This window comes from Conexibacter sp. CPCC 206217 (assembly GCF_030646165.1).
GTDB lineage: Bacteria > Actinomycetota > Thermoleophilia > Solirubrobacterales > Solirubrobacteraceae > Conexibacter.
In genome coordinates this window covers 551,068-577,152 of record NZ_JAUTDO010000004.1, presented here as the reverse complement: position 1 = coordinate 577,152, position 26,085 = coordinate 551,068, and the positions used below count along the sequence as shown (strand labels likewise).

Annotated in this window: 26 protein-coding genes and 1 tRNA gene; 16 read left to right on the top strand and 11 right to left on the bottom strand. The window is 71.9% G+C overall.

Features of this window, described 5'->3' with window-relative positions; translation table 11 throughout:
• Positions 1 to 202 precede the first annotated feature (202 nt).
• From Q7L65_RS13965 to Q7L65_RS13945, 5 genes are all read left to right on the top strand, one after another.
• Positions 203 to 784, top strand: a complete 582-nt coding sequence (locus tag Q7L65_RS13965; RefSeq protein ID WP_304722037.1) for a TlpA disulfide reductase family protein — start codon at positions 203 to 205, stop codon at positions 782 to 784.
• Positions 785 to 863: 79 nt separating this feature from the next.
• Complete coding sequence (locus tag Q7L65_RS13960) at positions 864 to 1,295, top strand: GNAT family N-acetyltransferase (RefSeq protein ID WP_304722036.1); 432 nt, start codon at positions 864 to 866, stop codon at positions 1,293 to 1,295.
• Complete coding sequence (locus Q7L65_RS13955) at positions 1,288 to 2,277, top strand: DUF4921 family protein (protein ID WP_304722034.1); 990 nt, start codon at positions 1,288 to 1,290, stop codon at positions 2,275 to 2,277. The genes Q7L65_RS13960 and Q7L65_RS13955 overlap by 8 nt, the downstream gene beginning before the upstream one ends.
• A 3-nt stretch (positions 2,278 to 2,280) precedes the next feature.
• The gene (dtd, locus tag Q7L65_RS13950) at positions 2,281 to 2,754 is read left to right on the top strand and encodes a D-aminoacyl-tRNA deacylase (RefSeq protein WP_304722032.1); all 474 of its coding nucleotides are present in this window, start codon (positions 2,281 to 2,283) and stop codon (positions 2,752 to 2,754) included.
• Between the two features lie 11 nt (positions 2,755 to 2,765).
• Entirely contained in the window at positions 2,766 to 3,404 is a 639-nt protein-coding gene (locus Q7L65_RS13945; RefSeq protein WP_304722031.1) for a hypothetical protein, read from the top strand.
• On the opposite strand, the gene Q7L65_RS13940 is transcribed toward Q7L65_RS13945, so the two are convergent.
• From Q7L65_RS13940 to Q7L65_RS13930, 3 genes are read right to left on the bottom strand one after another with little or no spacing between them, the layout of a single operon-like run.
• Positions 3,405 to 4,367 (bottom strand): ABC transporter permease, encoded by a 963-nt coding sequence (locus tag Q7L65_RS13940; protein WP_304722030.1) that lies wholly within the window; start codon positions 4,365 to 4,367, stop codon positions 3,405 to 3,407. It abuts the gene before it with no gap.
• A gap of 40 nt (positions 4,368 to 4,407) precedes the next feature.
• Positions 4,408 to 6,198, bottom strand: a complete 1,791-nt coding sequence (locus Q7L65_RS13935; protein ID WP_304722028.1) for an ABC transporter substrate-binding protein — start codon at positions 6,196 to 6,198, stop codon at positions 4,408 to 4,410.
• A gap of 35 nt (positions 6,199 to 6,233) precedes the next feature.
• Positions 6,234 to 7,211: an ABC transporter permease gene (locus tag Q7L65_RS13930; protein ID WP_304722027.1), complete on the bottom strand. Its 978-nt coding sequence runs from the start codon at positions 7,209 to 7,211 to the stop codon at positions 6,234 to 6,236.
• Between the two features lie 161 nt (positions 7,212 to 7,372).
• Between Q7L65_RS13930 and Q7L65_RS13925 the strand changes: the two genes are divergently transcribed.
• The 3 genes from Q7L65_RS13925 to Q7L65_RS13915 all read left to right on the top strand — a co-directional run bounded on the left by Q7L65_RS13925 (position 7,373) and on the right by Q7L65_RS13915 (position 9,312).
• A tRNA-Arg gene (locus Q7L65_RS13925) sits at positions 7,373 to 7,446 on the top strand.
• A 72-nt stretch (positions 7,447 to 7,518) separates the two neighbouring features.
• A complete protein-coding gene (locus tag Q7L65_RS13920) occupies positions 7,519 to 8,661 on the top strand; it encodes an aromatic acid exporter family protein (RefSeq protein WP_304722025.1) in 1,143 nt (380 codons plus the stop codon).
• A gap of 9 nt (positions 8,662 to 8,670) precedes the next feature.
• Positions 8,671 to 9,312 (top strand): hypothetical protein, encoded by a 642-nt coding sequence (locus Q7L65_RS13915; RefSeq protein WP_304722024.1) that lies wholly within the window; start codon positions 8,671 to 8,673, stop codon positions 9,310 to 9,312.
• Between the two features lie 31 nt (positions 9,313 to 9,343).
• Here Q7L65_RS13915 and Q7L65_RS13910 read toward each other — a convergent pair whose 3' ends face one another.
• The 5 genes from Q7L65_RS13910 to Q7L65_RS13890 all read right to left on the bottom strand — a co-directional run bounded on the left by Q7L65_RS13910 (position 9,344) and on the right by Q7L65_RS13890 (position 14,020).
• On the bottom strand, positions 9,344 to 9,931 hold the full coding sequence (locus Q7L65_RS13910; protein ID WP_304722023.1) for an orotate phosphoribosyltransferase: 588 nt from the start codon (positions 9,929 to 9,931) through the stop codon (positions 9,344 to 9,346).
• Positions 9,932 to 9,956: 25 nt separating this feature from the next.
• Complete coding sequence (locus Q7L65_RS13905) at positions 9,957 to 11,072, bottom strand: L,D-transpeptidase family protein (RefSeq protein ID WP_304722022.1); 1,116 nt, start codon at positions 11,070 to 11,072, stop codon at positions 9,957 to 9,959.
• A gap of 32 nt (positions 11,073 to 11,104) precedes the next feature.
• Positions 11,105 to 11,968, bottom strand: coding sequence for a CPBP family intramembrane glutamic endopeptidase (locus Q7L65_RS13900; protein ID WP_304722020.1), 864 nt, complete (start codon positions 11,966 to 11,968; stop codon positions 11,105 to 11,107).
• Between the two features lie 11 nt (positions 11,969 to 11,979).
• Positions 11,980 to 12,681 (bottom strand): HAD family hydrolase, encoded by a 702-nt coding sequence (locus Q7L65_RS13895; protein ID WP_304722018.1) that lies wholly within the window; start codon positions 12,679 to 12,681, stop codon positions 11,980 to 11,982.
• Positions 12,682 to 12,763: 82 nt separating this feature from the next.
• On the bottom strand, positions 12,764 to 14,020 hold the full coding sequence (locus tag Q7L65_RS13890; protein ID WP_304722017.1) for a mannosyltransferase family protein: 1,257 nt from the start codon (positions 14,018 to 14,020) through the stop codon (positions 12,764 to 12,766).
• Between Q7L65_RS13890 and Q7L65_RS13885 the strand changes: the two genes are divergently transcribed.
• The 4 genes from Q7L65_RS13885 (at position 14,019) to thiL (ending at position 18,551) form a co-directional block, all read left to right on the top strand.
• The gene (locus tag Q7L65_RS13885; protein ID WP_304722016.1) at positions 14,019 to 14,840 is read left to right on the top strand and encodes a mechanosensitive ion channel family protein; all 822 of its coding nucleotides are present in this window, start codon (positions 14,019 to 14,021) and stop codon (positions 14,838 to 14,840) included. The two genes, Q7L65_RS13890 and Q7L65_RS13885, sit on opposite strands and share 2 nt — an antisense overlap.
• 177 nt (positions 14,841 to 15,017) lie before the next feature.
• Complete coding sequence (locus Q7L65_RS13880; RefSeq protein WP_304722014.1) at positions 15,018 to 17,117, top strand: transglycosylase domain-containing protein; 2,100 nt, start codon at positions 15,018 to 15,020, stop codon at positions 17,115 to 17,117.
• Between the two features lie 143 nt (positions 17,118 to 17,260).
• On the top strand, positions 17,261 to 17,479 hold the full coding sequence (infA, locus tag Q7L65_RS13875) for a translation initiation factor IF-1 (protein ID WP_012937351.1): 219 nt from the start codon (positions 17,261 to 17,263) through the stop codon (positions 17,477 to 17,479).
• 40 nt (positions 17,480 to 17,519) lie between these two features.
• The gene (thiL, locus tag Q7L65_RS13870) at positions 17,520 to 18,551 is read left to right on the top strand and encodes a thiamine-phosphate kinase (protein ID WP_304722012.1); all 1,032 of its coding nucleotides are present in this window, start codon (positions 17,520 to 17,522) and stop codon (positions 18,549 to 18,551) included.
• Here thiL and Q7L65_RS13865 read toward each other — a convergent pair.
• The 3 genes from Q7L65_RS13865 to Q7L65_RS13855 form a co-directional block, all read right to left on the bottom strand.
• A complete protein-coding gene (locus tag Q7L65_RS13865; protein ID WP_304722010.1) occupies positions 18,506 to 18,715 on the bottom strand; it encodes a flagellar biosynthesis anti-sigma factor FlgM in 210 nt (69 codons plus the stop codon). The two genes, thiL and Q7L65_RS13865, sit on opposite strands and share 46 nt — an antisense overlap.
• Positions 18,716 to 18,923: 208 nt before the next feature.
• On the bottom strand, positions 18,924 to 19,628 hold the full coding sequence (locus tag Q7L65_RS13860; protein ID WP_304722009.1) for a class E sortase: 705 nt from the start codon (positions 19,626 to 19,628) through the stop codon (positions 18,924 to 18,926).
• Between the two features lie 66 nt (positions 19,629 to 19,694).
• Positions 19,695 to 21,446, bottom strand: a complete 1,752-nt coding sequence (locus Q7L65_RS13855; RefSeq protein ID WP_304722008.1) for a hypothetical protein — start codon at positions 21,444 to 21,446, stop codon at positions 19,695 to 19,697.
• Between the two features lie 80 nt (positions 21,447 to 21,526).
• Here Q7L65_RS13855 and Q7L65_RS13850 point away from each other — a divergent pair, with 80 nt between their 5' ends.
• The 4 genes from Q7L65_RS13850 to Q7L65_RS13835 are packed head-to-tail and all read left to right on the top strand — an operon-like array spanning position 21,527 to position 26,082.
• Complete coding sequence (locus tag Q7L65_RS13850) at positions 21,527 to 22,237, top strand: response regulator transcription factor (RefSeq protein WP_304722006.1); 711 nt, start codon at positions 21,527 to 21,529, stop codon at positions 22,235 to 22,237.
• 26 nt (positions 22,238 to 22,263) lie between these two features.
• Complete coding sequence (locus Q7L65_RS13845; protein WP_304722004.1) at positions 22,264 to 23,649, top strand: HAMP domain-containing sensor histidine kinase; 1,386 nt, start codon at positions 22,264 to 22,266, stop codon at positions 23,647 to 23,649.
• Positions 23,646 to 24,836, top strand: a complete 1,191-nt coding sequence (locus Q7L65_RS13840) for a S1C family serine protease (protein WP_304722002.1) — start codon at positions 23,646 to 23,648, stop codon at positions 24,834 to 24,836. Before Q7L65_RS13845 ends, Q7L65_RS13840 begins: the two co-directional genes overlap by 4 nt.
• Positions 24,837 to 24,849: 13 nt before the next feature.
• Positions 24,850 to 26,082 (top strand): glycosyltransferase, encoded by a 1,233-nt coding sequence (locus Q7L65_RS13835; protein ID WP_304722000.1) that lies wholly within the window; start codon positions 24,850 to 24,852, stop codon positions 26,080 to 26,082.
• The last annotated feature ends 3 nt before the right edge of the window (positions 26,083 to 26,085 follow it).

The following is a 26,085-nucleotide window of genomic DNA, read 5'->3' as shown; positions in this document are numbered from 1 at the left end:
ACGGCGTAAGGCGGTGCCTCAAGTTGAACGTTGCCTCTGAGATCAGGGATGAGCCGCGGTGAAGCTTTCGGCGACTCAGAGGACCGGCATCAGCCGGGCACGGAGGGGGTCCCTCGCAGTGCTCCCCCCGTGCAACACAGCAGGATATCCGTATTGAAGCAGATAGGGGCTGCGGATCGGCCGATGTGCCAAGCTTTTCCCGATGCGCCCCCTCGCCGTCCTGATCGCATGCTGCACGTTGGCGGCGGCATCGATGGCGGGCTGCGGCGGCAGCGACGCCGACTCGGGGTCCGTGCCGACACCTTCGGAGGCGAGAGCCGCGCTGCGCGGCGCGCCCCCGCAGCTGCGCGCGCTGCACGAGCAGGCGAGCGAGCTGCTGCCCGGCGGCACGGACGCCTTCAGAAGACGGCTGGCCGAGCTGAGGGGCTACCCGGTCGTCGTCAACGCGTGGGGCTCGTGGTGCGGCCCGTGCAAGGAGGAGTTCCCGGTCTTCCAGCGCGTCGCGGTCAGATACGGCTCCGGGGTCGCGTTCGTCGGGCTCGACGTGACCGATCCGGTCGGCGACGCGAGAGACTGGCTCAGAGACCACTGGGTCTCGTACCCGAGCTTCCTCGACCCGGACTCGAAGATCGCGCGCTCGGTCGGCGCGACCGTCGGCCTGCCGACGACCGTCTACTTCGACAGAGACGGCGAGAGAGCGTACGCCCACCAGGGCCCGTACCGCGACGACAAGGCGCTCGAGGCTGACCTGCAGCGCTACGCCGGGGCGACCCCCAACCCGTGAAAAGCTGCGCTCAAAGGGCTTGCTTTCCACTGGAAGATCTCGCCCAGGGGGCTCGGTCTTCCGGACGAAGGAGCTGCGTGTGACCGTCGAGATCCGCCGTGTCGCCAACCGCGCCGAGATGGACGCGGCGCTGGCGATCCGCGATCGCGTCTTCTGCGTCGAGCAGGGCGTCCCCAAGCGCGAGGAGATCGACGGCCGCGATCCCGAGGCCGTCCACCTCGTCGCCGTGCAGGACGGCGTCGTGGTCGGCACCTGCCGGCTGCTGTTCGTCGATCGCACGGTCCAGTTCAGCCGCCTCGCGGTCGAGCAGAGCGCACGCCGTCACGGGCTCGCGACGCGCCTGCTGCTGGCCGCCGACGCGGAGGCGCTCGACGCCGGCTCGCGGCGGATCGTGCTGCACGCGCAGACCTACGCGCGCGACCTCTACCTCGCCAACGGCTACGAGCCGCACGGCAGGGTCTTCACCGAAGCCAGCATCGAGCACATAGCGATGGAGAAGCGCTTTGCCTGAGATCCGCGTCGACCCGCTCACCGGCCTGCGCACGATCGTCGCGGCGGAGCGCGCGAGCCGGCCGGGCGCGGCGCTCAGCGCGTCCCCCGCCGCGCCGCTGGACCCTGCCAGCGACCCGTTCGCGGAGGGCAACGAGCAGCAGACGCCGCCGGAGCTGTACGCGCTGCGCCCGGGACAGGAGCCGCCGCAGCCCGACAGGCCCGGCTGGACGGTGCGGGTCGTGCCGAACCTCTACCCGGCGCTGACGGCCGACGCGCCGGAGCCGGAGCCGGAGGCCAACCGCGACCTCTTCACGGCCGCGCCGGCACGCGGCGCGCACGAGGTGATCGTCAACGCGCCGCAATCGGTCACGGCGCTCGCCGACCTGACGCCCGCGCAGGTCGCGACCGCGATGGACGTCTGGCGCCAGCGGATGCGGGTGCACGCGCCGCAGTCGGCCTACACGCACCTGATCGTCAACGAACGCCCCGAGGCCGGCGCGTCGCTGCCGCACACGCACGCGCAGCTGTATGCGCTCGACTTCGTGCCGGCGGGCGTCGCGCGCGAGCGCGAGCGCTTCGGCGCCTACGCCGTGCGCACGATGGGCGGCAACCTGCTCGCCGACCTGCTGCAGGAGGAGGTGCGCCGGCGCGAGCGGATCGTCGCGATCGACGACGAGGCGGTCGCGATCGCGCCGTACGCGAGTCGCCTGCCCTACCAGCTGACGATCGTCCCGCGGCGCGCCCGCACGCACTTCGAGCACGACGGCCCGACCGGCGCCGCGCTGCTGCACGACGTGCTCGGCCGCCTCGGCCGCCGCCTCGGCGCCAACCCGCCGCTGAACCTGTGGGTCCGCACGGCGCCCAGCGGCGCCGACCACTTCTGCTGGCGGATCGACGTGCTGCCGCGCCTGACGCACGTCGCCGGGCTGGAGCTGGGCACCGGGCTGAACATGAACATCGTCGCGCCGGAGCAGGCCGCCGCCGAGCTGCGCGAGGCGTAGGCGTTGCGAGCCCTCGTCCAACGCGTCTCCCGCGCGAGCGTGCGCGTCGACGGCGCGACCGTCGCGCAGATCGGCGCGGGTCTGCTCGTGCTGCTGGGCGTCACGCACGGCGACGGCGAGCGCGAGGCCGACCGGCTCGCCGACAAGCTGGTGGCGCTGCGCGTCTTCCCCGACGCCGACGGCCGCATGAACGAGCCGCTGGGGCCCGATCGCGCGGTCCTCTGCGTCAGCCAGTTCACGCTCTACGGCGACACGCGCAAGGGCACGCGCCCGAGCTACGTCGCGGCGGCGCGGCCGGAGCTGGCGCAGCCGCTGTACGAGCGCGTCTGCGCGCGCCTGAACGCGCAGCGCGGCGTCTTCGGCGCCCACATGGAGGTCGAGTCGGTCGGCGACGGGCCGGTCACGCTGCTGCTGGAGGTGGCCGCGCCGACGGCGGCGGCGCAGCCCGCGAGACCGAATGGCGGCGCGGCGCAGTAGGCTGCGCGACCATGCCGCCGACCGATCGCTACGTCATCCGCTTCGCGGCCGAGCCGCCCCAGGAGACGCTCCCCTACGGCCGCTGGGCCGACACGCTGCGCAGCTGGTTCCTCGAGGCCGTCGCGGCGATCGATCCGGGCGAGGAGGAGCTCGGCGAGACCGGCGAGGTCGTCTGGTTCCCCGACCGCAGCTACGGCGGGCGCACCTACGTGCCGGCCACCGCGCGCACCGCCAACGGCTTCGAGCTGTTCGGCTACGTCTCCTTCGGCGACGGTCCCGGCGGCGCGCCGGAGAACTTCGCCGCGCACGCCGACTTCACGAGCGAGACCGCGGACGCCAACCCCGACTGGCAGATCGACCTCAACGAGGAGGTCGTCGGGCGCTGGCGCGGGCACAACGGCAGAAGCGCCGACATGACGCTGATCTGGGGCATCCCGCTCGTCAAGAACGGCGCGATCGTGACCGCCGAGCTGGCCGACCTGGCGGTCGACCAGTGCGAGCTGGTCGACTACCGCTTCACGCTCATCGCGCCCGACGCGTACCGCTCCGACTTCCTCGACGTGAAGCTGTTCTCCGCGACCGGCGAGGAGCTTGCGCGCGAGTCGCTCTACGTCGAGGACGACGAAGACGAGGATGCCGACGCCGAGTAGTCAGCCGTAGCGCACGCGCGGGTCCAGGAACGCGTAGACGACGTCGACGACGAGGTTCGCGAGCACGACGAAGAGCGCGGCCAGCAGCACCGTCCCCTGGATCACGGGGAAGTCGGCGTATCTGATCGCGTCGAGGCTGAGCCCGCCGATGCCGGGGATGTTGAAGACGCGCTCGGTCAGGATCGCGCCGCCCAGCAGCACGCCGAGGTCGACGCCGAGCAGCGTCACGACCGGCGTGATCGCGACGCGCACGCCGTGGCGCAGCACGACGCGGCGCTCCGAGATCCCCTTCGCGCGCGCCGTGCGGATGAAGTCGCGGCCCATCGTCTCGATCAGGCTCGTGCGCAGCATCCGCGCGTAGATGCCCGCGAACGAGCCCGCCAGCACCAGCCACGGCAGCAGCATCGAGCCGAACCACGCGCCGGGATCGTCGGTCAGCCCGACGTAGGAGTCGGCGCCGGGCAGCAGCGGGAAGCGGCCGATGTCGTCGGCGAACAGGTAGAGCACGATCAGGCCGACCCAGTAGACGGGCGCCGAGATCGCGATCAGCGCGCCGCCCATGAAGACGCGGTCGACCCACGTGCGCCGATGCAATGCCGAGACGATCCCGATCGGCGTCGCGATCGCCAGCCACAGCAGCGCCGCCCCGAGCGCGAGCGAGATCGTCGCCGGCAGCCGGTCCAGCAGCAGCGAGGAGACCGACGCCCCGCTGAAGTAGCTGTAGCCGAGGTCGAAGTGCAGCACGACGCCCTTCAGGTACGTCCAGAACTGGACGTAGACGGGGTCGTCGAGGCCGAGCTGGGTGCGGATCTGCGCGAGCGTCTCCGGCGACGCGTCTCTACCCGCGCGCAGCACCGCCGGGTCGCCCGACGGCAGCAGGAAGAACAGCACGAACGTGAGCGCGCAGACGCAGACGAGCACGAACGCGGCCCACAGCAGCCGCCGCAGCAGGTAGCGGATCATCGCCGGCGCGCCCCGCGCGGGGCGCGCCGTGACGGCCCGCCTATCTCAGCGAGCTGTAGGCGAAGTCGCAGTGCCCCTGGTTCCACAGCTGGTTGGCGCAGCGCACGTCCTCCGACGAGACGATCGGCTGGCTGTCCCACAGCCAGGGGATCGCCGCACCCGTCTTGGTGATCATCTCGTCGATCTTCGCCCACGCGTCGGCACGTTCCTGCTTGTCGACGAGCAATTCCGCTCTCGCCATCGCCGCGTTGATTCTCGGATCGTTGAGCTGCGGCCAGTTCGAGTTGCCGTTCGGGATGATCGCGGCGCCGTTGAAGGCACCGTCGAGGACCGTCTGCGGATCGGCGAAGTCGCGCTGCCAGCCGAGGTTCGGGCAGACGTTCACTCTCGCCTTCGGCACCGTGCAGAATCTCTCGTACATCGTGCCGGAGTCGACCAGCTGCAGCTTCGTTCTGAAGCCCAGCTCGCGCAGCGCCTCGTCGACGAGCTGCGCGTCCTTGTCGGACGGGTCGCCGGAGTCGCCGACGACGCTGACCGTCTCGTCGCCCGTGTATCTGCCATCCGGATAGCCGGCGGCCGCCATGTATCTTCTCGCCACCGCGGGGTTGCCCGCGGGGCTGGCGAGGAAGTCGACGCCCGGCCCTCTCAGGCCGCCCGCCTCCTCGAAGCCGGCGACGCCGGGGTAGAGGAAGTGCGTCGCGATCGGACCCAGCACCTCGCCGCCGCGCACGAGCCGCATCTGGTCGCGGTCCAGCTGCGCGGCGACGGCCTTGCGCAGGTTCGCGTCGTCGAACGGCGGGATCTGCGTGTTGAGCGCCGCGTACCGCGAGCCGGCGCCGGGGCTGAAGAAGATCTGGTCGGGGTAGCGCTGGACGGCGCGCTTGAGGATCGCCGCGGTCGGCGTGTCGCCGAGCGTCATGTCCTCACCCTCGAGCACCTGGCGGCCGGCGACGTTCGGGTCGTTGCCGATCGACCACTCGATCCCGTCGAGGTAGGCGGGGCGGTCGTCGGTCGCCGGATCCCAGTTCGGGTTGCGCTTCAGCACGAGTCTGCGGCCCGGCACGATGCCGACACCCTGGACTCTGCCGTCGGCGTCCGCGTCGAACATGTACGGGCCGGTCGCGACCTGGTGCGCGGCGTAGTTGGAGACCTGGCCCTCTCTCTTGTCGTCGTATCTGCGCGCGTACTCCGGCGGCACCGGCGCCGACAGCGGCAGGATCATCGCCTGCGCGAGCAGGCCGGCGGTCGGCCGCGTGAGTCTGAAGACGATCGTCTGGTCGTCGGGCGTCGTGATGCCGGCGAGCGGGCCGCCCGAGGCTCTGTCGGCGCCGACGACGGCGCCGTACCAGGTGCCCGCATAGCCGTTGCCGACGGCGGGGTTGAAGCCACGCTCGACCGCGTACTTGACGTCTCTCGACGTCACCTCACGATTCACCGGCGGGCTGTATCTCACCCCGCTGCGAATTCTCACCGTGAGCGTTCTGCCGTCAGGTGAAATCTGCGGCGGGCCGGCGGCGAGGTCCGGCACGGCGTCGGTCGGGTCGTCCGGGTCGTAGCGGTAGAGCGGGCGAACGGTGCCGGCGAGCACGTTGAGCGCGCCGCTGGAATAGGCGGCGCCGGACTCCAGCGGCTGCTGCACGTCCTCCTCGCTGACGATTCTCAGGACGCCGCCTCTTCTCCCGCTGGCGCCGTCGTCCGCTTTCGCGGTCGCGTCGGCTCCCCTGCTGTCACCGCCGTTGTCGTTGCCGCTGTCACCACACGCGGTGAGGAGGGCGGCGAGGGACAGGCAGAGGAGGCCCGCGAGGAGCGCCCGCACGGCGTTTCGCGGCATTGTCGGTCCTTTCATCATCGGATCAGGGAGAAGTCTCACCGGTTGGTCGTCGGGTCGAGTGCGTCTTGCACACCGTCACCCAACAGGTTGAACGCCAGCACAGTGACAAGCAGTGCCAACCCTGGGAACAGCATGTACCACCATTGCGTATCGAAGTTCGGTGCTGCGTCAGCGATCATCGAGCCCCAGCTCGCGGTCGACGGTGACACTCCCACTCCCAGGAAGGACAGCGCCGCCTCGAACAAGATCGTCTGCGGGATCATCAGACTTGAGTAGACAATGATCGTGGGCGTCAGGTTCGGGAGGATCTCGCGCAGCAAGACGACACGATCGGAGGCGCCCGCGGCGCGCGCGGCGTCGACGAACTCGCGCTCGCGCAACGACAGCACCTGCCCGCGCACGACACGCGCGACGACCGTCCAGCCGATGATCGCGACGACCAGCAGGACCGTCCGCAGCCCGGGCTGGACGAGGCCGCCCGCGCACCCGTCGCCGAGCGTGCAGGCGGAGGCGATCCCGAGCCCGAGCAGCAGCACCGGGAAGGCCAGCATCACGTCGGTCAGCCCGGCCAGCGCGGTGTCGACCCAGCCGCGGTACCAGCCGGCGACGAGACCGAGCGCAACCCCGATGACGACGGCGATCGCGGTGCCTGCGAGCCCGACGAAGAGCGAGACGCGGGCGCCGTAGACGGTGCGCGAGAAGACGTCGCGACCGAAGTCGTCGACGCCGAAGAGATGCTCGGAACTGGGGCCGGCGGGCGCGCCGAAGGCGTCGAGCGCGTCGCGGTCGCGCGCGTTGGGTCCAGGCGCGCCGAACAGTCTCACGACCAGCGGCGCGAGCAGCGCGACGAGCACCAGCAGAACGATCACGACGAGCGCCGCGAGCGCGACGCGGTCACGGCGCAGGCGCTGCCAGAAGAGCTGCGCCGGCGAGCGCGCATGGTCGCCGCCGGCGCCGTCGAGGGGGAACTCGGCCGGCTGCCCTTGCAGAAAACCTGGCGTGCCTACGCTCACCTTGTGGGTCCCCCCGCAGGTGTTTGCAGCGCGTCAGTTGCACGATCGATCGCCGACATTCGAACCGTTCGAAGTTCGCCTATGAGTGTGCAACTCCTGTCTTGAACCGTGACATAGCACAGGCTCACGGCGTATACATGAACCATTACGCTGTGCCACGCGCCCCGGTAGCTCAGCTGGATAGAGCGACTCCCTCCTAAGGAGTAGGTCGCAGGTTCGACTCCTGCCCGGGGCATCGACGGCGATCAAGCAGACCGCGCCGATGCCCCGGGCGACGCGCGAGCCCGTTGGAGGGCATGCTGTCAGCGTGCTCGAATCGACGCGCAGACGGATGCGGCTGCGCAGCCGTCTCGGCGATCTGCGCCGCGCCGGGCTGCCGATCCTGCAGGCGACGCTCGCGGCCGGCGCCGCGTGGCTGATCGCGACCGAGGTGTTCGGCCACGCGCGGCCGTTCTTCGCGCCGATCTCGGCGATCATCTGCCTCGGCGCCAGCTATGTCGAACGCGGCCGCCGCACCGTCGAGCTGATGGTCGGCGTGACGATCGGGATCGCCGTCGGGGACCTGCTGATCTCCGTCATCGGCGTCGGCACGCTGCAGCTGATGGTCGTCGTCGCGCTGGCGATGGGCGCGGCCGTGTTCGTCGGCGGCGGACCGATCCTCGTCGCGCAGGCGGCCAGCGCCGCGATCCTCGTCGTGACGCTGCAGCCGCCGACGGAGGGGATCTACTGGGCGCGGATCATCGACGCGTTCACCGGCGGACTGGTCGCGATCGGGGTCGCGATCCTGCTGCCCGTCGACCCGCTCGCGCTCGCGCATCGGACGGTGCGCCCGCTGCTGAACGAGCTGGCCGGCGCGCTCGACGACGTCGCGACCGCGCTGCGGACCGACGACGCGACCGCCTGCGAGCGGGCGCTCGCACGGGCGCGCACGCTCGACGCGAAGGCCGGCGCGTTCCACACCGCGGTCGTCGCCGCCGGCGAGACCGCGCGGATGGCGCCGCCGCGCTGGCGCACGCGCGACGCCGTCGCCCACTACGCCGACGCCGACCCCCAACTCGACAACGCGGTGCGCAACGTGCGCGTGCTGGCGCGCGGCGCGATGCGCGCGCTGCAGCTCGGCGACCACGTGCCCGACGACATCCCGCTCGCGCTGCAGGAGCTGGCGGTCGCCGTGCGCGGCTTCGACGACGCCCTCTCCGACCACGGCGGCGACACCTCCGCGGGCCCGCGCGCCGCTGCGCTGCGGGCCGCGGCGCGCGCGACGCTGGTGCTGGAGCGGACCGGCAACATGTCCGTCAGCGTGCTCGTCGGCCAGGTCCGCTCGACCGCCGTCGACCTGCTGCGCGCGCTCGGGCTCGACGGTGACGAGGCCCGCACGGCGGTGCGAGCGGCAGCGCGCGAGGTGGCGCAGGAGGAGCTGGTCGAGGCCGATCTCCGCCCGAGCCTCTAGGCTGGGGACATGTCACGGACGGGGCGACGCGTCGTGCTGCTGACCGTCTGCGCGCTGGCGGCTGGCGTCGCGACCGTGAAGGCGTTCGGCGGGCTCGGCGCCGAAGGCGGCACGCGCACGATCACGACGACGACGCCGGCGGCGACCGCGGCGAACGTGCCGGTCGCGCCCGCGGGGCCGGAGCCGCAGCTGCCGCGCGGGTGGAGACGTGTGCGCGATCCGCAGGCCGGCTTCAGCGTCGGGCTGCCGCCCGGCTGGACATCGCGCCGCAGCGACGGCACGCTCGTGCTGCGCTCGCGCGATCGCACGCTCGCGATCGCGGTCGGCGCGGACCGCAGCGACCCGGGCAAGATCGCCGCGCCGCACACGTACGCGAGGGAGGCGATCGAGAGCCTGAGGGGCTACAGAGGCCTGCGCTCCTCGCCGGCCCGCGAGGTGCAGGAGGCGCCCTACCCGGGCGCGCTGGCGACGGCAACCGGCACCTACGCCGATACCGGCGTCAAGCAGGCGATCACGCTCGTCGCACTGCAGCGCCGCGGCGACGCGACCTTCACGCTGCTGGCCTTCCGCAGCGCCCAGTCGCCCAGCTCGCCGGCGCGCAGAGTCGTCGGCCGAGTCGTCGACACGCTGCACGCGGAACGTCCAGCCTGAGCGCCGCGGCGGCCGGCGCTCGACGCCGCAGCTACGCGGCCGCCCTGTCTGGCCGCTCCGGATAGACCTCGTCGATCGACGTCAGCGCGACGTACGGCGCCTGCGCGGCCTCTTCGATCGCAGCCGCGCCGCCGGCGAGGCGGTCGCAGATCGCGACGACGCCGCAGATCTCGCGTCCCTCGGCGCGCACCGCCTCGATCGCCTTGACGGTCGAGCCGCCGGTCGTGACGACGTCCTCGACGATCAGACAGCGGTCGCCGTCGGTCAGCAGCGGGCCCTCGATGCGGCGGCTGAGCCCGTGCTGCTTCGCCTCCTTGCGGACGAAGAAGGCCTTCACGTCGGCGCCGCCGGCGAGCGCCGCGCAGGCGAGCGGGTCGGCGCCCATCGTCAGGCCGCCGACGGCGGTCGCGCCGAGCGCGCGCGCCTGTTCGGCGATCAGCACGCCGGCGGCGAAGAAACCCTCCGGCAGCAGGATCGCCCGCTTCACGTCGACGAGGTACTGCGCGACCGCGCCGCTGGTCAGCACGACCTCGCCGATCACCAGTGCCTCGGCGCGCAGCGCCGCGACCAGGCGGCGGCGCGCCTCTTCGACGCCGTACGGAGCCTCGACGATCGGCATGCGTGGAACGCCCCGTTCCCGGCGCCTAGTAGTAGACGTCGATCTGATCGCCGATGTGCACCCAGTTGTAGATGTCGGCGGCGACCGGGATCGGGACCCGCAGACAACCGTGGCTGGCGGGGTAGGTCGGAACTTCGGGGTAGCCGTGGATCGCGTAGCCACGGATGAAGTAGGTCGAGTCGACCATGCCTCTGTCGTTGACGCCGGGCTGTCTCCAGTAGAAGCGGAAGTTGCCGAGCACGGTCGGCGTCGACGGCTTGCCGGAGCTGGTCGTGTACGCGCGGAAGACTCTGCCGTTCTCGATCAGCGCCAGCACCTGCTGGCCGAGATGGGCCTCGACGTGACGGCCGTGCTGCGGGTAGCGGACCTTGAAGCCGCCGACGCCCCGCAGCAACTTGTCGACGATCGCGCCGTCGAGCGTCTGCGTGCGGTCCATCCCGTTGACCTTGCGGAACGCCTCCAGCGCGCGGCCGAGGGCGGCGTCGAAGGTGCCGCCGGTCGAGGTCGCGTAGCCGAGCGCGGCGAGCTTCTGCTGCACGAGGCTCACGAACGGCCCGCTGCTGCCGAATCCGGCGCTCGTGTCGACGACGGTGACGGCGGCGGCCTTGGAGGCGAGTCTCGCCTGCTCGGGCGTCTGGGCGTGCGTCGCGAAGACTCTGACGTCGCCGGTCTTGCCGGCTATGAATCTGGCGCTGAAGGTCGCGGTCGCCTTCGTCTTCGTCGGCTTCGGCGTGACGGTCACGTTCTTGGCCAGCTTGCTGCCGAGCCAGACTCTGACCTGCACCTTCTGGTGCGGGACGTACGGCACGATCCGGCCGCTGATCCGAACGTCTCTGCCAGGCACCGTCAGCGTTGCGGAACCGACGTGGTAGACGCCGCCGACGAGGTTGACGCCGATTCTGCCGGCCGCTCTCTTGACGGCGACCCTTCTCGCGGCGCCTCTTCTGGCCGCCTCTCTGCCCGCCGGCGGGGGGGTGGTGGCCTGGGGACCGCCCGCCGCTGCGCTGGGCGCGGCGGCCGCCGCAGCAGCGGCGGGATCGACGACGGGCTCGGCGGGCGCGTCCTGAGCGAACGCGGCGGCCGGTGTCGCGGCGATCGCAAGCGACGCGGCGATGGCGGAAATGGCGGTGCGGCCGGTCATGAGGCAGGCAATCCTAGATGAGCGGGCCGTCGTCACGTCGCCGCGCCGATCGCCTGGTCAGATCGACGCCCGACGAACGGCCAGCAGATCAGCATGCAGGCGCTGACCGCGCCGACGATCAGCAGCACGACCGCCCACCACTGCCAATCGGCCGCGGTGACGCCGAACGCGAGCGAGTTGTTGACCGCGTGCAGGGCGATGCAGGGCAACAGCGATCTGGTCACCCACCGCACGACACACAGCAGGAAACCGAGCAGCATCAGCAGCGGCAGGAACTCCGCGTCGGTCCCGGCGCCATGGATCGCGCCGAAGACGACGCCGGTGATGATCGCCGCCGGCCAGACGCCGCGCCAGTTGCGCAGCGCGCCGAAGAAGAAGCCGCGGAAGAGGAACTCCTCCGCCAGCGGCGCGACGACGGTGACGAGCACGCAGACGGCGACGAGCGCGTAGGTGCTGCGGTCGACGCCGAGCGAGTCGGGCAGCTCGTCGTCGCCTCTGATCCCGATCAGCTGCGACCACAGGCCGCTGAGGATCGTGAACGCGACGAACGTCCCGACGACGATCAGGACGGCGCGCCAGAAGTCCGTCTTGCGCAGGCCAAACTGCCCCGGCGAGACCGGCCCGACCGAGCGCGCCAAGAAGATCGCCGCGCCGACGAAGCAGATGTCCTGCCACAGCGTCGCGAGGATGTTGACCGCCGGCGAGGGGTCGGAGACCGGCGTCCCGAACAGCGAGCCGACCGCCGCGATGATCAGCTGGCCCATGAAGGCGGCGAGGAAGCCGCCGATCAGCGCGGACGGCGCCATCCACGGGCGCCACGCGGTCTCGCGCTCGGGGTCGGCGAGCGGGCGCGGCGGCGGCGCGACGAAGCGAGGGGGCGGGGCGCTGCTGCTCACGGCTTCAGAGATTACGCAGCGCCGACGCCCGGCAGCTCGCGCAGCGAGCGGATCGTCGTGATCCCGGCGGGCGCGGACGCGCCGTCGCGCAGCACCAGCCGCACGTCGATCCCCGCCGCGCGTGCGCCCTCGACGTCCGCCGCGACGTCGTCGCCGACGTGCAGCGCGGCGCCCGCCTCGACGCCGGCGAGTGCCAGCGCACGGTCGAAGATCTCCCGGGCGGGCTTGGCGCTGCCGACCTCGGCGGAGGTCAGCACGCCGTCCAGCAGCGGCGCGAGGCCGGTCTGCGCGAGCGCGTCGTGCAGCGAGACGTCCCAGTTGGAGACGACGACCAGCCGGATGCCGGCGGCGCGCGCGGCGCGCAGCACGCCGGGCACCTCGGGGAACGGGCGGAAGCGCAGCGCGGCCAGCAGCGCCTCCGTCAGCGGCTCCAGCTCGATCCGCGCGGCCGCGGGCGGCAGCGCGTCGCGCAGCGCGGCCGCGGCGTCGCGGCGCAGGACGGCGAGCGAGGCGCGGTCGCGCGCGCTGTCGTGGTTGGCGCGATACCAGCCGATCTCGGCCTTCATAGCGGCGTACGCCTGCTCCGCGCTCAGCTCCAGCCCGAACCGCTCGCGCAGCTCGCGGCGCAGCGGCTGCACCGGCGGCTCCAGCTCCAGCAGGGTGCCGAGCGCGTCCAGGAGATAGGCGCGAGGGATGTGCGCCGACGCGCTCACGGACGACCCCTGGCGCGGGAAGGCGAGCCGCCAGGCGAGCGTTCCCGACGGCGTGAGCGGCAGGCGCTCTGCGCGCGGCTGCTCACGCCACGAACCCCCAGCGCGCGAACTGCGCGGCGAGCAGGCCGAGCAGCACGGCGCTGATCGCGACGCCGCGCTCGACGGCCCCGTCGTCGCGGTTGCCGAGCCAGCGCGCGAGCCACATCTGGAGCGGGAACAGCACGAGCACGAAGCGTGGCAGGGACATCAGCGGCTGCGCGTCGACGGGGTAGGAGAGCGTCAGCACGAGCGCCACCAGCGTGTAGGCGCCGTACGCCAGCGGCAGCCGCCGCAGCACGCCGACCAGCGCGACGAGCGCGAACACGAGGAAGCCGAACAGCATCATGTTCTGGCCGGCGTTGGAGAACGGGTCGCCGCCGGAGTCGGTGAAGTAGACCGGCGTCGCGGAGCCGTGCACGAGCTGGCGCAGCCCCAGCCAGGCGGCGCGCGCGCCGTCCCAGACCCCGCCGAGCGGGACGAGGTGGCGGCCCCACAGGCCCTGCGCCTGAAACGGCGCGAAGAGATCGTCGAGCACGATTGCGCAGTAGGCGAGGTAGGCGGCGAGCGCGAGCGGCATCAGGCCGAGCCACAGCAGCGACGGCCCGAGCGGATAGCGCGGTTTCCACCAGCGCCCGTCGCCGCGCGGCGACGCGTCCTCGCGCGGGCCGTAGAGGTAGATCAGCAGCAGCGGCAGCAGCAGCACGGCGCCGCTGTTGCGTGTCAGCACCGCGAGCGCGCCCGCGGCCCCCGCCCACGCCCAGCGCCCCTGCCGCGCCGCCAGCACCGCGCCCACCGACGTCAGCAGGAACAGCGACTCGGAGTAGATCGCGGAGAAGAAGAACGCCGTCGGGAAGAACGCGACCAGCAGCAGCGTCGAGCGCGCGTCGCGCGCCCCGAGGTCGAGCGTCGCGAGCTTGTGCAGCAGCACGAGCGCGAAGAAGAAGCAGGCGAGCGAGACCAGCAGCCCCGCCACGACGGTCGAGCCGACGAACCAGCCGAGCACCTTCGTCAGCAGCGGATAGAGCGGGTAGAAGGCGGCCTTCGCGCCGTCGACGGAGTCGCTGTAGCCGTCCTGCGCGATCGACAGGTACCAGACCGCGTCCCAGCGCGCCGACGGCGCGACGAGCAGATCGCCCAGCGGCGAGAACGGGCGCGTCAGCCCGCCAGGATCGAACTGCTCGCTGCCCGGCGCCTGCCCGAGCCACAGCAGTCCGAGCAGTCCTGCGGCCCAGACGGCGGCACGCGACGTCCAGAGGACGCGCCACGCCTCGCCGACGCTGCCGTTACGCTCGCGGTCCATGGTCGCCGCCGATGTTGTCATCCCGTTCGTCTCGGCGGCGTCGTCGGACGGCTTCCTCGGCGAGCACCGCTGGGCCGCCGCGATCCTCTCGCTGCTGATCGCGGTGGTCGTCGCATGGGTCGTCGACCGCGCGATCTTCCATCGCGGCAAGCGGTTCGCCGAGGCCGTCATGAGAGACGACCTGACGTCCGAGGTCGACACGCGGATGCGCTTCCTGCGGCGGCTGACGACGCTCGTGATCCTCGTGATCGGCGCGATGACGGCGCTCGCCCAGTTCGACGCGCTCAGCCAGCTCGCGACGACCGTGCTCGCCTCCAGCGCGCTGCTCGCGGCCGTGATCGGCTTCGCGGCGCGCCAGACGCTGGCGAACCTGATCGCCGGTGTGATGCTGACGATCGCGCAGCCGCTGCGAATCGGCGACAGCGTCGCGATCGAGGAGGAGAGCGGCACCGTCGAGGACGTGCGGCTGAATTACACCGTCGTGCGCGGCGGCGACGGCCACCGCGTCTTCATCCCGAACGAGCGGCTGGCCTCCGGCGTGCTGCGCAACGACTCGATCGTCGAGCCGCAGATCGACCTGGAGGTCGACCTCTGGCTGCCGCTGGCGCTCGACGCCGACGCTGTCCTGGACGCGCTCGCCAGAATCGAGGGGACGCCCGTGGCGCGAATCGGCGAGGTCGCCTCCGAGGGCGTCCGCTACACGCTCTCGCGCGGCACGGTCGGGCCGCGCGAGCGACCGCTGCACGCCTCGGCGCTGCGCGCGGACGCGCTGCGGGCGCTGCGCGAGCGCGGCCTGCTGAGCGAGCTCGCTGCAAGCTGAGCACCAGCGGCAGGAGCCCGGCCCGGCTGGCCGAAATCCGCGTCTGGCTATCCTTTTGGCACCGGCGCCGCTGATCTGCGGCGCTTCGTCTCCCCCGGACCCGTGAGTCGTCGAGAGCGACAGAAGCGCCGCAAGCGCAACCGCGGCCGCCCCGTGCGGCGCACCATCCTCGTCATCGTGACGCTGTTGCTGCTCGGCGGCATCGGCGCCGGCGTGGTCGGTGCGACCTGGGTCATGGGCGTCGTCGACGACACGCCCGATATCGAGCAGATCCGGCCCAAGCCGGCCGGCGCGATCTCGACCGTCTACGCCGGCGACGGCTCGCGGCTCGGCTTCATCGCCGGCGGCGACACGCTGCGCACGCCGATCGACGGCGCGCAGATCCCGCTGCTGATGAAGCGCGCGACCGTCGCGATCGAGGACAAGCGCTTCTACAAGCACAGCGGCGTCGACTATCTCGGCGTCGTGCGCGCCGCCGTCAAGAACGTCACCGACGGCGACGCCTCGTCGCAGGGCGGTTCGACGCTGACGATGCAGCTGGTGCGCAATCTCTACATAACGGAGAACAGATACAGAAAGGATCTGACGCGCAAGATCCGCGAGGCGAAGCTCGCCGACGAACTGGAGAAGCTCCACTCGAAGGAGTGGATACTCGTCTCGTATCTGAACAACGTGCCGTTCACGACGGTCGGCGGCCAGGAGGCGATCGGCGTCCAGGCGGCGGCGCGCGTGCTGTTCGACAAGCCGGCCTCGCAGCTGAACCTGGCCGAGTCGGCGCTGCTCGCCGGCCTGCCGCAGGCGCCCAGCGGCTACAACCCGTTCGAGTTCCCCAAACGCGCCAAGCAGCGCCGCTCCGAGGTGCTCGACGCGATGGTCGACTCCAGATACATCACGCCGGCGCAGGCCGAGGAGGCGAAGGCGAGCCCGCTGGGGGTGAAGGCGAACGCCTTCTACCAGCAGCGCAGGGAGCCGTTCGTCTTCGACTACATCAGACAGCAGCTGATCGCCAAGTACGGCGCCGACGTCGTGCGCGCAGGCGGGCTGAGAGTCTATACGTCGATCGACCTCGCCAAGCAGGACGCGGCGCGCGCCGCGATCAGAGGCGTGCTCTACGACCCGGCCGATCCGCCGGCCGCGATCGTCACCGTCGACCCCGCCAACGGCCACATCCTCGCGATGGCCTCGTCCGCCGTCTACGGCGACGAGAAGGACGGCAAGACGAACTACAACTACGCCGCGACCGCGCAGCGTCAGCCCGGCTCGACCTTCAAGACGATGGTGCTGATGGCGGCCCTGCGCAAGGGCATCAATCCGGACACGACGTACTACACGTCGAGAGAGCTGCAGCCCGGCTGGCTCGCGAGCGACCCGACCTACGGCGTCAAGACCTTCGGCCTCACCTACAGCGGCAGCGAGACGATCACCGCCGCGACGCTGCAGTCCGACAACACCGTCTACGCGCAGCTCGACGCCGACGTCACGCCCGAAGCCGTGCGCCAGGCAGCCTACGACCTCGGCATCACGTCGAGACTCGACGCGTACCCGGCCGAGGGCCTCGGCGGCCTCACCAACGGCGTCACCGTGCTGGAGATGGCCAACGCGTACGCGACGATCGCCAACGGCGGCATCCGCCACACGCCGACGATCATCACGAGAGTGCGGTTGCGCAACGGCGACGTCCAGGACCTCGGCAGAACCAGAAGCAAGCGCACCTTCACGCCGGCGCAGACGGAGATGGCCCGCTCGGTGCTGGAGAAGAACGTCCAGTCCGGCACCGGCGTCAGCGCCGGCTACGGCTGCCCCGCCGGCGGCAAGACGGGCACGACCAGCGACATCAAGGACGCCTGGTTCGTCGGCTTCACGCCGAGACTGTCGACCGCCGTCTGGATGGGCTACAAGACGCCGACGCCGATGGTCGTGCACGGCATGTCCGTGCAGGGCGGCACGTTCCCCGCGCCGATCTGGCACGACTACATGCAGGTCGCCTCCGACGGCTATTGCGGCGCCGACTGGCCCGAGGGCGGCACGTTCGAGTCCGAGCCGTTCTTCGGCAGATACGCCAGCACCGGCAAGCAGGACGACGAGGACTACTCGTACGACGGGACCGACGACGGCAGCTCCGACGACGGGACGACGGACGACGGCACGACCGGGGGCGACACCGGCACGGCCAACCCCGATCCCGGTGCCTATGCCAGGCCGCCCCAGGGCGAGCCGGACATACAGACGCCGTCCGGCGGCGGCGAGGGCGGCGGCGCAGCCGCCCCGGGCAACTGAGTCCGAGCGCCGACGCGCGCTGCGGTCGCCGCTGCGGCCGCTGAATTCGCCCCCCGCCCCTGCGGTGGCTGGTACCTTTCTTTGGTGGGCGCCTGCGCGCTGCGTGCGCCTGCCCACATCCACCCACCCAGATAGGACACGGTTTGCCGAAGGAAGAAAAGGTCGAGCTCGAAGGCGAGGTCGTCGAGGCCCTGCCGAACGCAATGTTCCGCGTGAGACTCGACAACGGGCATCTCGTCCTCGGCCACGTGGCCGGCAAGATGCGCCGCTTCCGCATCCGCATCCTGCCGGGCGATCGCGTGCGCTGCGAGCTGTCGCCGTACGACCTCGACCGCGCGCGCATCGTCTACCGCCACCGCTGAGCGGCGGGCGGACCGAGCCCGACTCGGGGCAGCCTGACCGATGCGAGAGCTCGCGCTGATCGAAGCGCTGAGCGAGATTCTCGACCATGACCACGACCGCGTCGTCCGCCGTATCGGGGACGACGCTGCCGTCGTGCGCGCACGACCGTTTGCCGTCACGTCGGTCGACACGATGGTCGACGGCGTCCACTTCCGCCTCGCCCCGCCGCACGCGACGGCGACGCTCGCCGACGTCGGCCACCGCGCGCTCGCCGGCGCGCTGTCGGACCTCGGCGCGATGGGCGCCGATCCCGGCGAGGCGTATCTCGCGATCGTGCTGCCGCCCGGGCTGGAGCAGGAGGACGTGCTGGAGCTGTTTCGCTCCGCGCAGGCGCTCGCGCACAGCTGCGGCGTCGCGATCGCCGGCGGCGACCTCGCGCGCGGCCCCGCGCTCGTCGTCTCCGTCACCGTCGTCGGGTGGGCCGACAGCGAGCGGGAGCTGGTCGGGCGCGACGGCGCACGGCCCGGCGACCTCGTCGGCGTGACCGGCCCGCTCGGCGGCTCCGGCGCCGGACTCGCGCTGCTGGACGGCCGCGCGCAGCTCGCGCCGGGCGCGACGCGCGACGCGCTCGTGCAGGCCCACCTGAGGCCGCTGCCGCGGATCGCCGCGGGCCGTGCGCTGGCGGCCGCGGGCGCCAGCGCGATGGTCGACCTGTCCGACGGCCTCGCGACCGACGCCGACCACATCGCCCACCGCAGCGGCGTCCGACTGCGGCTGGAGCTGGAGCTGATCCCGCTCGCCGACGGCGTCGCCGAGGTCGCGCGCGCGCTCGGTCACGAGCCCGCGGCGTTCGCGGCGACTGCCGGCGAGGACTACGAGCTGTGCGTCTGCGTGCCGCCTGCGGCACGTGGAGCGGCGGAGCGGGCCGCCCCGATCACGTGGATCGGCACGGTCGCCGCGACCGGCGCGTCGTCCGCAGCCGGCGCCGTGCTGCTGTCAGCCGGCGACGCCGAGGCGGCGGCGGGCGACAGCGCACGACTGCGCGGCTACGAGCACGACTTCCGCGACGGGACGCCGCCGATCTCGTCGTAGGCGTCGCCCAGCAGGGCGCGCACGTCGGCGCGGCGCAGCGCGCCGTGGACGGCGAGCATGCGGACGACGAACGCCTCCGCGACAGCGTCGACGTCCACGTCGTAGTCCGCCCGCGCAATGCGGTTTCTGAGTTCGTCGATCTTCATCGCTCTGGTTTCGTCCATGGTTCTCCGGACGCGTGCGCGCTGAAGCCAGCGGCACGCTCGAATGCGCTTCCCGCTTGATCAGGATGCCCGTCCTTGACCCGTCTATCGCCACCCCCGAGGTGGCACATGAGCAACAGGGTTCGTAGTTGGACATCCGGCCAGACGAAGGCGTCCGGATGTCGATGCGCCGGATCGCGGTCAGACTGCTGCGGCCGCTCGGCCGCGGTCAGTTCGCGGCGCGCTGGCGCGACGGCGAGGCGGCCGCCCCGCGCTCCTGCACGGACTGCAGGCGGGCGAACACGATGATCCGCTCGGCGGCGCTGAAGAGCGGGTGGCAGGCCGACAGCACGAGCTGCTCGTAGCCGACGTCTCTCGTCACCCACGTCGCCGTCGGCTTCACGATCAGCTGTCTCGTGAAGACGTAGGTGAAGCGCGCGTAGGGCATCTCGAGGACCAGCGTGTCGCCCCTGCCGATCTGGTCGATCTTGTTGAACGGCGCGCCGTAGGTGGTGCGGTGGCCGGCGATCGCGACGGTGCCGCCGAGTCCCGGGAAGTTCGTGTCGGGATAGTGGCCGGGCCCCTTGCGCAGGTCGTCCGGCGCGGTCCCGTTGACGACGACGGAGTCCTGGCCGATCGACGGGATCCGCAACCGCCCGAACGGCTCGCCGTCCTTCGCCTCGCGCCGCGCCACGCGCGCGAGGAAGGCGATCCTGTGCTGCTCGGTTCTGAGCGCCGCGAGCGCTCTGCTCTGCAGCGGCGTCGGCGCGGTCTGCTCGATCTGCTGCAGCTGCTGGGACAGCTTGTTCTGCTGCCTGTTGGCGATGAACGCCGAGATCGGCTCCTGCCAGAGCAGCGTGATGCCGGCGTCCGCCAGCAGCAGCGCGCCGGCCACGATCAGGACGGTGGAGAGAGCCCGCAGGGCGCGCCGCATCAGCTCAGTATGCCGGTCCGTTGAGCGGGCCGCCGCGTGCGCGGCGGCCGCGTGCGCCGCCGGCGTTCACCGCCGCAGCGCCGATTCGGTGCCGCCGAGCGAGCCCGGACCGGCGTAGGACGACGGGCCGCGCACCGTCACCGGCGCGGACGCCTCGGGGCCGCCCGACCAGCTGCGCAGCACGATCGTCAGGACCGCGCCGGCGCAGCCGAGCAGCAGCGCCCAGACGAGCGCCATCCCGAAGCCGATCCCGCCGCCGGCGACCAGCAGCACGCCCATCCACGCCAGCTCGAGCGGATCGAGGCCGAGCTGGTGCATGTAGGAGTAGGCGATCAGCAGCGGCGGCAGCAGACCGGCGAGGAACAGCGCGAGCGCCGCGAACGGATGGATCCGCGACTGCGACCCGATCGCCAGCAGCCAGAAGTGCAGCGCCGGCACCAGCAGCAGCGCCGCGTACGGGTTGACGAGCCAGACGACGAGCGCCAGCGCACACAGCACGAGCACGACGGCCGACGCGGCGCCCGGCGTGGCGGGATCGCCCTGCGCGCCGACCAGCCGCGCCACCAGCGGTCGCAGCGCGAACCAGCCGAGCACGATCACGACCAGCACGCTGACGATCGCGGCGAGCGCCGTCCCGTCGCGCGGAATCGCGCCCGCGGCGACCGGTCCCGGCGGGACGGCGTCGAGCAGGCCGGTCAGCTTCAGCAGCAGCGTCAGCAGCAGCCCGAGCACGAACGGCAGCGCGCAGGCGCCGACCCAGCGCAGCCAGCTGCCGACCGGCTCGTGGCGGCGGCGCACGCGCGCGAACCCGTCGATCGCCGCCAGCAGCACCGGCAGCAGCAGCGCCGCGCCCAGCAGGCGGATCGGCCACGCCGGCAGCAGCTTTCTCTCGATCAGCACGTAGGCCGACGGCGGCGCCACCTCGGGGTTGGAGTCGAGCGCGCTGACGCTGCGCAGCGCGGTGCGCCCGAACGCCGTCATGCGCTCTCTCGAGACCGGCTGGTCGGCCGCCGGCGGCCGCTCGCCGCTGGCCGACAGCAGCACCGCCGGCAGGCCAGCGCCGACGAACGGCCCCTGCAGGCCGACCGTCAGCGGCACCGCCAGGCGCGTGAACTGCGACGCCGGCGAGGAGCCGCTGGAGCGCAGCGTGGCCTCGGTCCCGAGCGCCAGCTCGACCGTGCGGCGCAGCTGCAGCGGCGCGACGCTGGCGTCGTCGCCCCACGGCACGACGAGCGGCTGGACCGTCTCGGTGCCGGCCATGTCGCCGAGCACGATCACGGCGTCGACCGGTCCGCCCGGGTTCTGCGCCAGCTCCCGCGCCGCCGCGGGGCCGCCGCTGATCGACGCGAGCACGAGCGTGCGGTCGAGCGTGCGCTGGCCGAGCACGCGCGCCAGCTCCAGCAGCGCGGCGGTCGCCGACAGCTGCGCGCGCGCCGGGCTGCCGACCGCGTCGCGCTGCGTCACGACGAGGATCCGCCTGCTGGAGAAGCCGGTGCGCTCGCCGAGGACCGTCTCGACCGTCCGCTCGCCCGCGCTCGTCTGCGCCTGGAAGCGGCGTGAGCTGACGTCGAAGCCGTTCGCTCTGAGCCCTTCCCGCACGCGCGCGGCGATGCGCGCGTCGCCTGCGGAGCCCGGTTCTCGGTTCGGCGCGGCCGTCGCGAGCGCGTCGAGCTGCCTGAAGGCACCGGCGCCGTCGAAGGCGTCGGGCGCCAGCGTCGTCGTCGCCCCGCGCGGTTGTTCGCGCAGCGAGAAGCCGACGAGCACCAACACGAACAGGAGGGGGAAGAACGCGGCACGGTAGATCCGCGGGTCGAGCACACCCGCAGGTTATCCAGGCCGGCCGGCCGGCTCGCCTGTGCGTACGTGCGCCAACGCACTAACCTTCCGAGCGGGAGCTGATGACCGAGCGATCAACGCGCATCCTGCTGGTCGACGACGAGCAGTCGATCCAGACCCTGCTCTCCTACCCCCTGCGCAGAGACGGCTACGAGGTCGTTCAGGCGACGGATGGGCGGGAGGCACTCGAGCGCTTCGACGAGCGCCCGTTCGACCTTGTCGTGCTCGACGTCATGCTGCCGCAGCTCGACGGGCTGGAGGTCTGCCGCCGCCTGCGCAGCCGCAGCTCCGTCCCGATCATCATGCTGACGGCGAAGTCGGAGGAGATCGACAAGGTCGTCGGGCTGGAGATCGGCGCCGACGACTACATCACCAAGCCGTTCTCGATGCGCGAGTTCCGCAGCCGCGTGAAGGCGGCGCTGCGCCGCTCCGAGCTGTCGCGCGCGTCCGAGCGCGACGGCGGCTCGCTGGACATGCACGAGCTGCGGATCGACCCGGACAAGCGCACGGTGACGGTTCGCGGCGAGGCGATCGCGACGACCTTCGTCGAGTTCGAGATCCTGCTGACGCTGGCGCGCAGCCCCGGCCGCGTGTTCACGCGCGACATGCTGCTGGCGCGCGTGTGGGGCGACTCCGCCTACCGCGACCCGCGCACGATCGACGTCCACATCCGCCACCTGCGCGAGAAGATCGAGCGCGACGCGAAGGAACCGGAGTACCTCTTCACCGTGCGCGGGGTCGGCTACCGCTTCCGCGACACGGACGCGTCATAGCCCCGCCGACGCGTCGCGTCCCCGTCATGCGTTCGCTGCGCAACCGGCTCGCGTTCCTGTTCTTCGCGATCACGCTCGCGTCGATCGGCGTGCTCTACCTGTACATCGCGCCGCAGCTGGAGTCGCGGCTGCGCGACGAGAAGATCACGCAGCTGCGCGAGGCGGCGCAGAAGACCGTCTTCGAGGTCGCGCAGGTGGCGGGAACGATCGTCCCGACCGCCAGGCTCGAGCAGGTCGTGCGCCAGACCGGCGACCACGCCAACGCGCGCCTGACGCTGATGCGGGTCAACACGATCGGCGGTGAGCCGCAGCCGGAGACCGTCAGCGACTCGGCCAGCGGCGCAGCCGCGCTGGATCCGCAGATCGCGGCCGACGCGGCGCGCAGCGGCCGCACCGAGACCGGCTCGCAGGCGACCTCCGCCGGTCCGCTCGCCGTCGTCGCGATGCCGATCCGACAGGACAGAAGAGTCACGTTCGTCGCGCTCTACTCGACCCCGACGAGCGACGTCGAGGGCAACGTCGCGGTCGTGCGCGGGCAGATCCTGATCGCCGGCGCGCTCGCGCTCGCGCTCGCGGTGCTGGCCGGCTGGCTCGTCGCGCGCGCGCTGGCGCAGCGCGTGAAGCGGCTGGAGCAGGCCGCCGAGCAGGTCGCCGCGGGCGACTTCTCGCGCCCGATCCCGGTCGACTCCGACGACGAGCTGGGCCAGCTCGCGCGCGCCTTCAACGACATGCAGCGCCAGCTCGCGCAGCTCGACCGCGCGCGCAAGCAGTTCATCGCGACGGCGTCGCACGAGCTGCGCACGCCGCTCTTCTCGCTCGGCGGCTTCGTCGAGCTGCTGGAGGACGAGGAGCTCGACGAGGAGACGCGCAGACGCTTCCTCGTGCAGGTGCGGATGCAGGTCGAGCGGCTGCGCAAGCTGACCGTCGACCTGCTCGACCTGTCGCGCCTGGAGGCCGGCTCGCTGGAGCTGCGCCCGGAGCCGGTCGACCTGTCGGAGCTGGCGAGCGCGGTCAGCTCCGAGTTCGAGCCGGTCCTCGCGCAGCGCGACGCGCATCTGGAGGTGCGACTCACGAGCAGGCCGGTCGAGGCACTCTGCGATCCTGTTCGCGTCGCCCAGATCATGCGGATCCTCATCGACAACGCGCTGACGCACTCGCCCGCCGGCACCGACATCGTCGTCTCGGCGACGCGCGACGACGGCTACGCCCGCCTCGCCGTGCGCGACCACGGCGGCGGCATCGAGCGGCACGCGCTGTCGCAGATCTTCGAGCCGTTCTACACGTCCAACGACACGCAGGGCTCCGGCCTCGGACTCGCGATCGCGAGTGAGCTGGCGGAGCGCATGCGCGGGCGCCTGGGCGTCGAGTCGCGTCCCGGCCGCACCGTCTTCACCTTGGAGCTTCCCGCGTGAACCGCCGTCGTCTCCCACTCCTCGCGATCGCGCTCGTCGCGCTCCCGCTCGTCGGCGCAGGCTGCGGCGGCGACAACGAGGACGGAGCGCTCGGCGGCGGGCCCGTGCGGACGGCCACGACGCGCGTCGAGGTGATCCGCGAGCTCGCCAGAGGCGGCTTCGACCCGAGCGTCGTCTACGCCAACGAGGCGCCCGGCGTCGTGACCGTGATCAGCATCTTCCCGGGCGAGAGAAGCGACGCGATGCCGACCGGCTCCGAGGGGCTCGGCTCCGGCTTTGTGATCGACGGCGACGGCAGCATCGCGACGAACGCGCACGTCGTCACCAACGGCAGCGGCGGCGCGATCAGACGCGCCGAGACCGTCTACGTGCAGTTCGCCGACGGCAATCAGGTGCCGGCCAGAATCGTCGGCACCGACCTCAACTCCGACGTCGCGCTGATCGAGGTCGATCCCGCCGACCTGACGCTGCGCCCACTCCCGCTCGGCAGCAGCAGAGGGCTCACCGTCGGCGCCCCCGTCGCCGCGATCGGCAGCCCGTTCGGCGAGCCGCAGTCGCTCTCGGTCGGCGTCATCTCCGGCACCAACCGCACGATCGACTCGCTCAACTCCGGCGGCGACGGCGGCGCCGGCAGATTCGCGATCGGCGGCGCGATCCAGACCGACGCGGCGATCAACCACGGCAACTCCGGCGGCCCGCTCGTCGACGCGCAGGGCCGCGTGATCGGCATCAACGCGCAGATCCAGACGACCGGCGGCGGCGGCGAGGGCGTCGGCTTCGCGATCCCGGTCGACACGGTGCGGCGGGCGCTCGGGCAGCTGCGCGCGAAGGGCACCGTCGACTACGCCTGGATCGGCGTCTCGACCGTCCCGATCTTCCCCCAGCTGGCGAGAAGGTTCGACCTGCCGGCGCAGCAGGGCGCGCTCGTGCAGTCGGTCACCGACGGCTCGCCCGCCGCGATCGCCGGCCTGACCGCCGGCGACGGCGACGACGTCGCCTTCCAGGCGGCGCGCTTCAGAGTCGGCGGCGACGTGATCACCGCGGTCGACGGCAAGCCGATCACGCGCGACAACGACCTCGCCACCGCGGTCGCCGACCGCTCGCCGGGCGAGGTCGTGACGCTCGACGTTTGGCGCGACGGCGAACAGCGCACCGTTCAGGTGACGCTCGGGACCCGCCCGGGCTGAGGGAGGGAACGGCATGCTCCAACCCGTCGCCGTCGGCCACAAGACCCTCGCGGACTACTCCAGCATCGTCGGGCGCGGGCTTGTCGAGGAGATCCGCGAGCTGGCGGAGCCGCTGCGCGGGCGGCGCGTCCTGCACCTGTCGGCGACCGCGTTCGGCGGCGGCGTCTCGGAGATCCTCTACACGATGGTCCCGCTGATGCGCGACGTCGGGCTCGACGTCGAGTGGCATGTGATCTACGGCCGCGAGGAGTTCTTCAACGCGACGAAGGTGATGCACAACGCGCTGCAGGGCCACCCGCAGGACCTGACCGACGAGCAGTGGGCGTCGTGGCGTCGCTACAACGAGATGAACGCGCGCGAGCTGTCGGGCGGCTGGGACGTCGCGATCGCGCACGACCCGCAGCCGGCGGCGCTGCACACGCTCGCACCGGAGAAGGCGCGGCACTGGATCTGGCGCTGCCACATCGACCTCTCGACGCCCAACCCGGCGACGATCGAGCGGCTGCTGCCGTACCTCCAGACGTATCCCGACTCCGTCTTCCACCTGCAGCAGTACGTGCCACCGGGGATGGGCAAGCGGATCCATGTCGTGCCGCCGGCGATCGACCCGCTGGCGCCGAAGAACATGGCCTTCTCGCCGGAGGACTCGACCTACATCTGCGAGCAGTTCGGGATCGACGTCGACCGGCCGCTGATGTGCCAGGTGTCGCGCTTCGACCCGTGGAAGGATCCGCTCGGCGTGATCGACGCCTACCGCATCGTGAAGGAGTCGATGCCGGAGGTGCAGCTCGCGCTCGTCGGCTCGATGGCGACCGACGACCCCGAGGGCTGGGACTTCTTCAACGCGACCGTCGCGCACGCCAACGGCGACCCGGACGTCCACATCCTCAACAACTTCAACAACGTCGGCGCAATCGAGGTCAACGCGTTCCAGTCGCATGCCGACGTGCTGATCCAGAAGTCGACGCGCGAGGGCTTCGGCCTGACCGTCTCGGAGGCGATCTGGAAGGCGCGCCCGTTCATCGGCGGCGACGTCGGCGGGATCCCCCTGCAGGTGCAGGACGGCGTCACCGGCTACCTCGTCGGCAGCGTCGAGGAGTGCGCCGCGCGCGCCGGTGCGATTCTCCATGACCCTGGCCTCGGCCGCAGACTCGGGCTGGCCGGCAAGGAGCACATCCGCAAGCATTTCCTGATGCCACGTCTGCTGCGCGACTGGCTGAAGATATTCAACGAGCTGGAGGGCTAGTCC

What these genes read in the sequence shown, in the direction of transcription:
- Q7L65_RS13965 (WP_304722037.1), top strand. Translation starts at nt 203, where the DNA reads ATGCGCCCCCTCGCCGTCCTGATCGCATGCTGCACGTTGGCGGCGGCA.
- Q7L65_RS13945 (WP_304722031.1), top strand. Translation starts at nt 2,766, where the DNA reads ATGCCGCCGACCGATCGCTACGTCATCCGCTTCGCGGCCGAGCCGCCC.
- Q7L65_RS13940 (WP_304722030.1), bottom strand. Translation starts at nt 4,367, where the DNA reads ATGATCCGCTACCTGCTGCGGCGGCTGCTGTGGGCCGCGTTCGTGCTC.
- Q7L65_RS13935 (WP_304722028.1), bottom strand. Translation starts at nt 6,198, where the DNA reads ATGCCGCGAAACGCCGTGCGGGCGCTCCTCGCGGGCCTCCTCTGCCTG.
- Q7L65_RS13915 (WP_304722024.1), top strand. Translation starts at nt 8,671, where the DNA reads ATGTCACGGACGGGGCGACGCGTCGTGCTGCTGACCGTCTGCGCGCTG.
- Q7L65_RS13910 (WP_304722023.1), bottom strand. Translation starts at nt 9,931, where the DNA reads ATGCCGATCGTCGAGGCTCCGTACGGCGTCGAAGAGGCGCGCCGCCGC.
- Q7L65_RS13905 (WP_304722022.1), bottom strand. Translation starts at nt 11,072, where the DNA reads ATGACCGGCCGCACCGCCATTTCCGCCATCGCCGCGTCGCTTGCGATC.
- Q7L65_RS13885 (WP_304722016.1), top strand. Translation starts at nt 14,019, where the DNA reads ATGGTCGCCGCCGATGTTGTCATCCCGTTCGTCTCGGCGGCGTCGTCG.
- Q7L65_RS13890 (WP_304722017.1), bottom strand. Translation starts at nt 14,020, where the DNA reads ATGGACCGCGAGCGTAACGGCAGCGTCGGCGAGGCGTGGCGCGTCCTC.
- thiL (WP_304722012.1), top strand. Translation starts at nt 17,520, where the DNA reads ATGCGAGAGCTCGCGCTGATCGAAGCGCTGAGCGAGATTCTCGACCAT.
- Q7L65_RS13865 (WP_304722010.1), bottom strand. Translation starts at nt 18,715, where the DNA reads ATGGACGAAACCAGAGCGATGAAGATCGACGAACTCAGAAACCGCATT.
- Q7L65_RS13860 (WP_304722009.1), bottom strand. Translation starts at nt 19,628, where the DNA reads ATGCGGCGCGCCCTGCGGGCTCTCTCCACCGTCCTGATCGTGGCCGGC.
- Q7L65_RS13850 (WP_304722006.1), top strand. Translation starts at nt 21,527, where the DNA reads ATGACCGAGCGATCAACGCGCATCCTGCTGGTCGACGACGAGCAGTCG.
- Q7L65_RS13845 (WP_304722004.1), top strand. Translation starts at nt 22,264, where the DNA reads ATGCGTTCGCTGCGCAACCGGCTCGCGTTCCTGTTCTTCGCGATCACG.
- Q7L65_RS13835 (WP_304722000.1), top strand. Translation starts at nt 24,850, where the DNA reads ATGCTCCAACCCGTCGCCGTCGGCCACAAGACCCTCGCGGACTACTCC.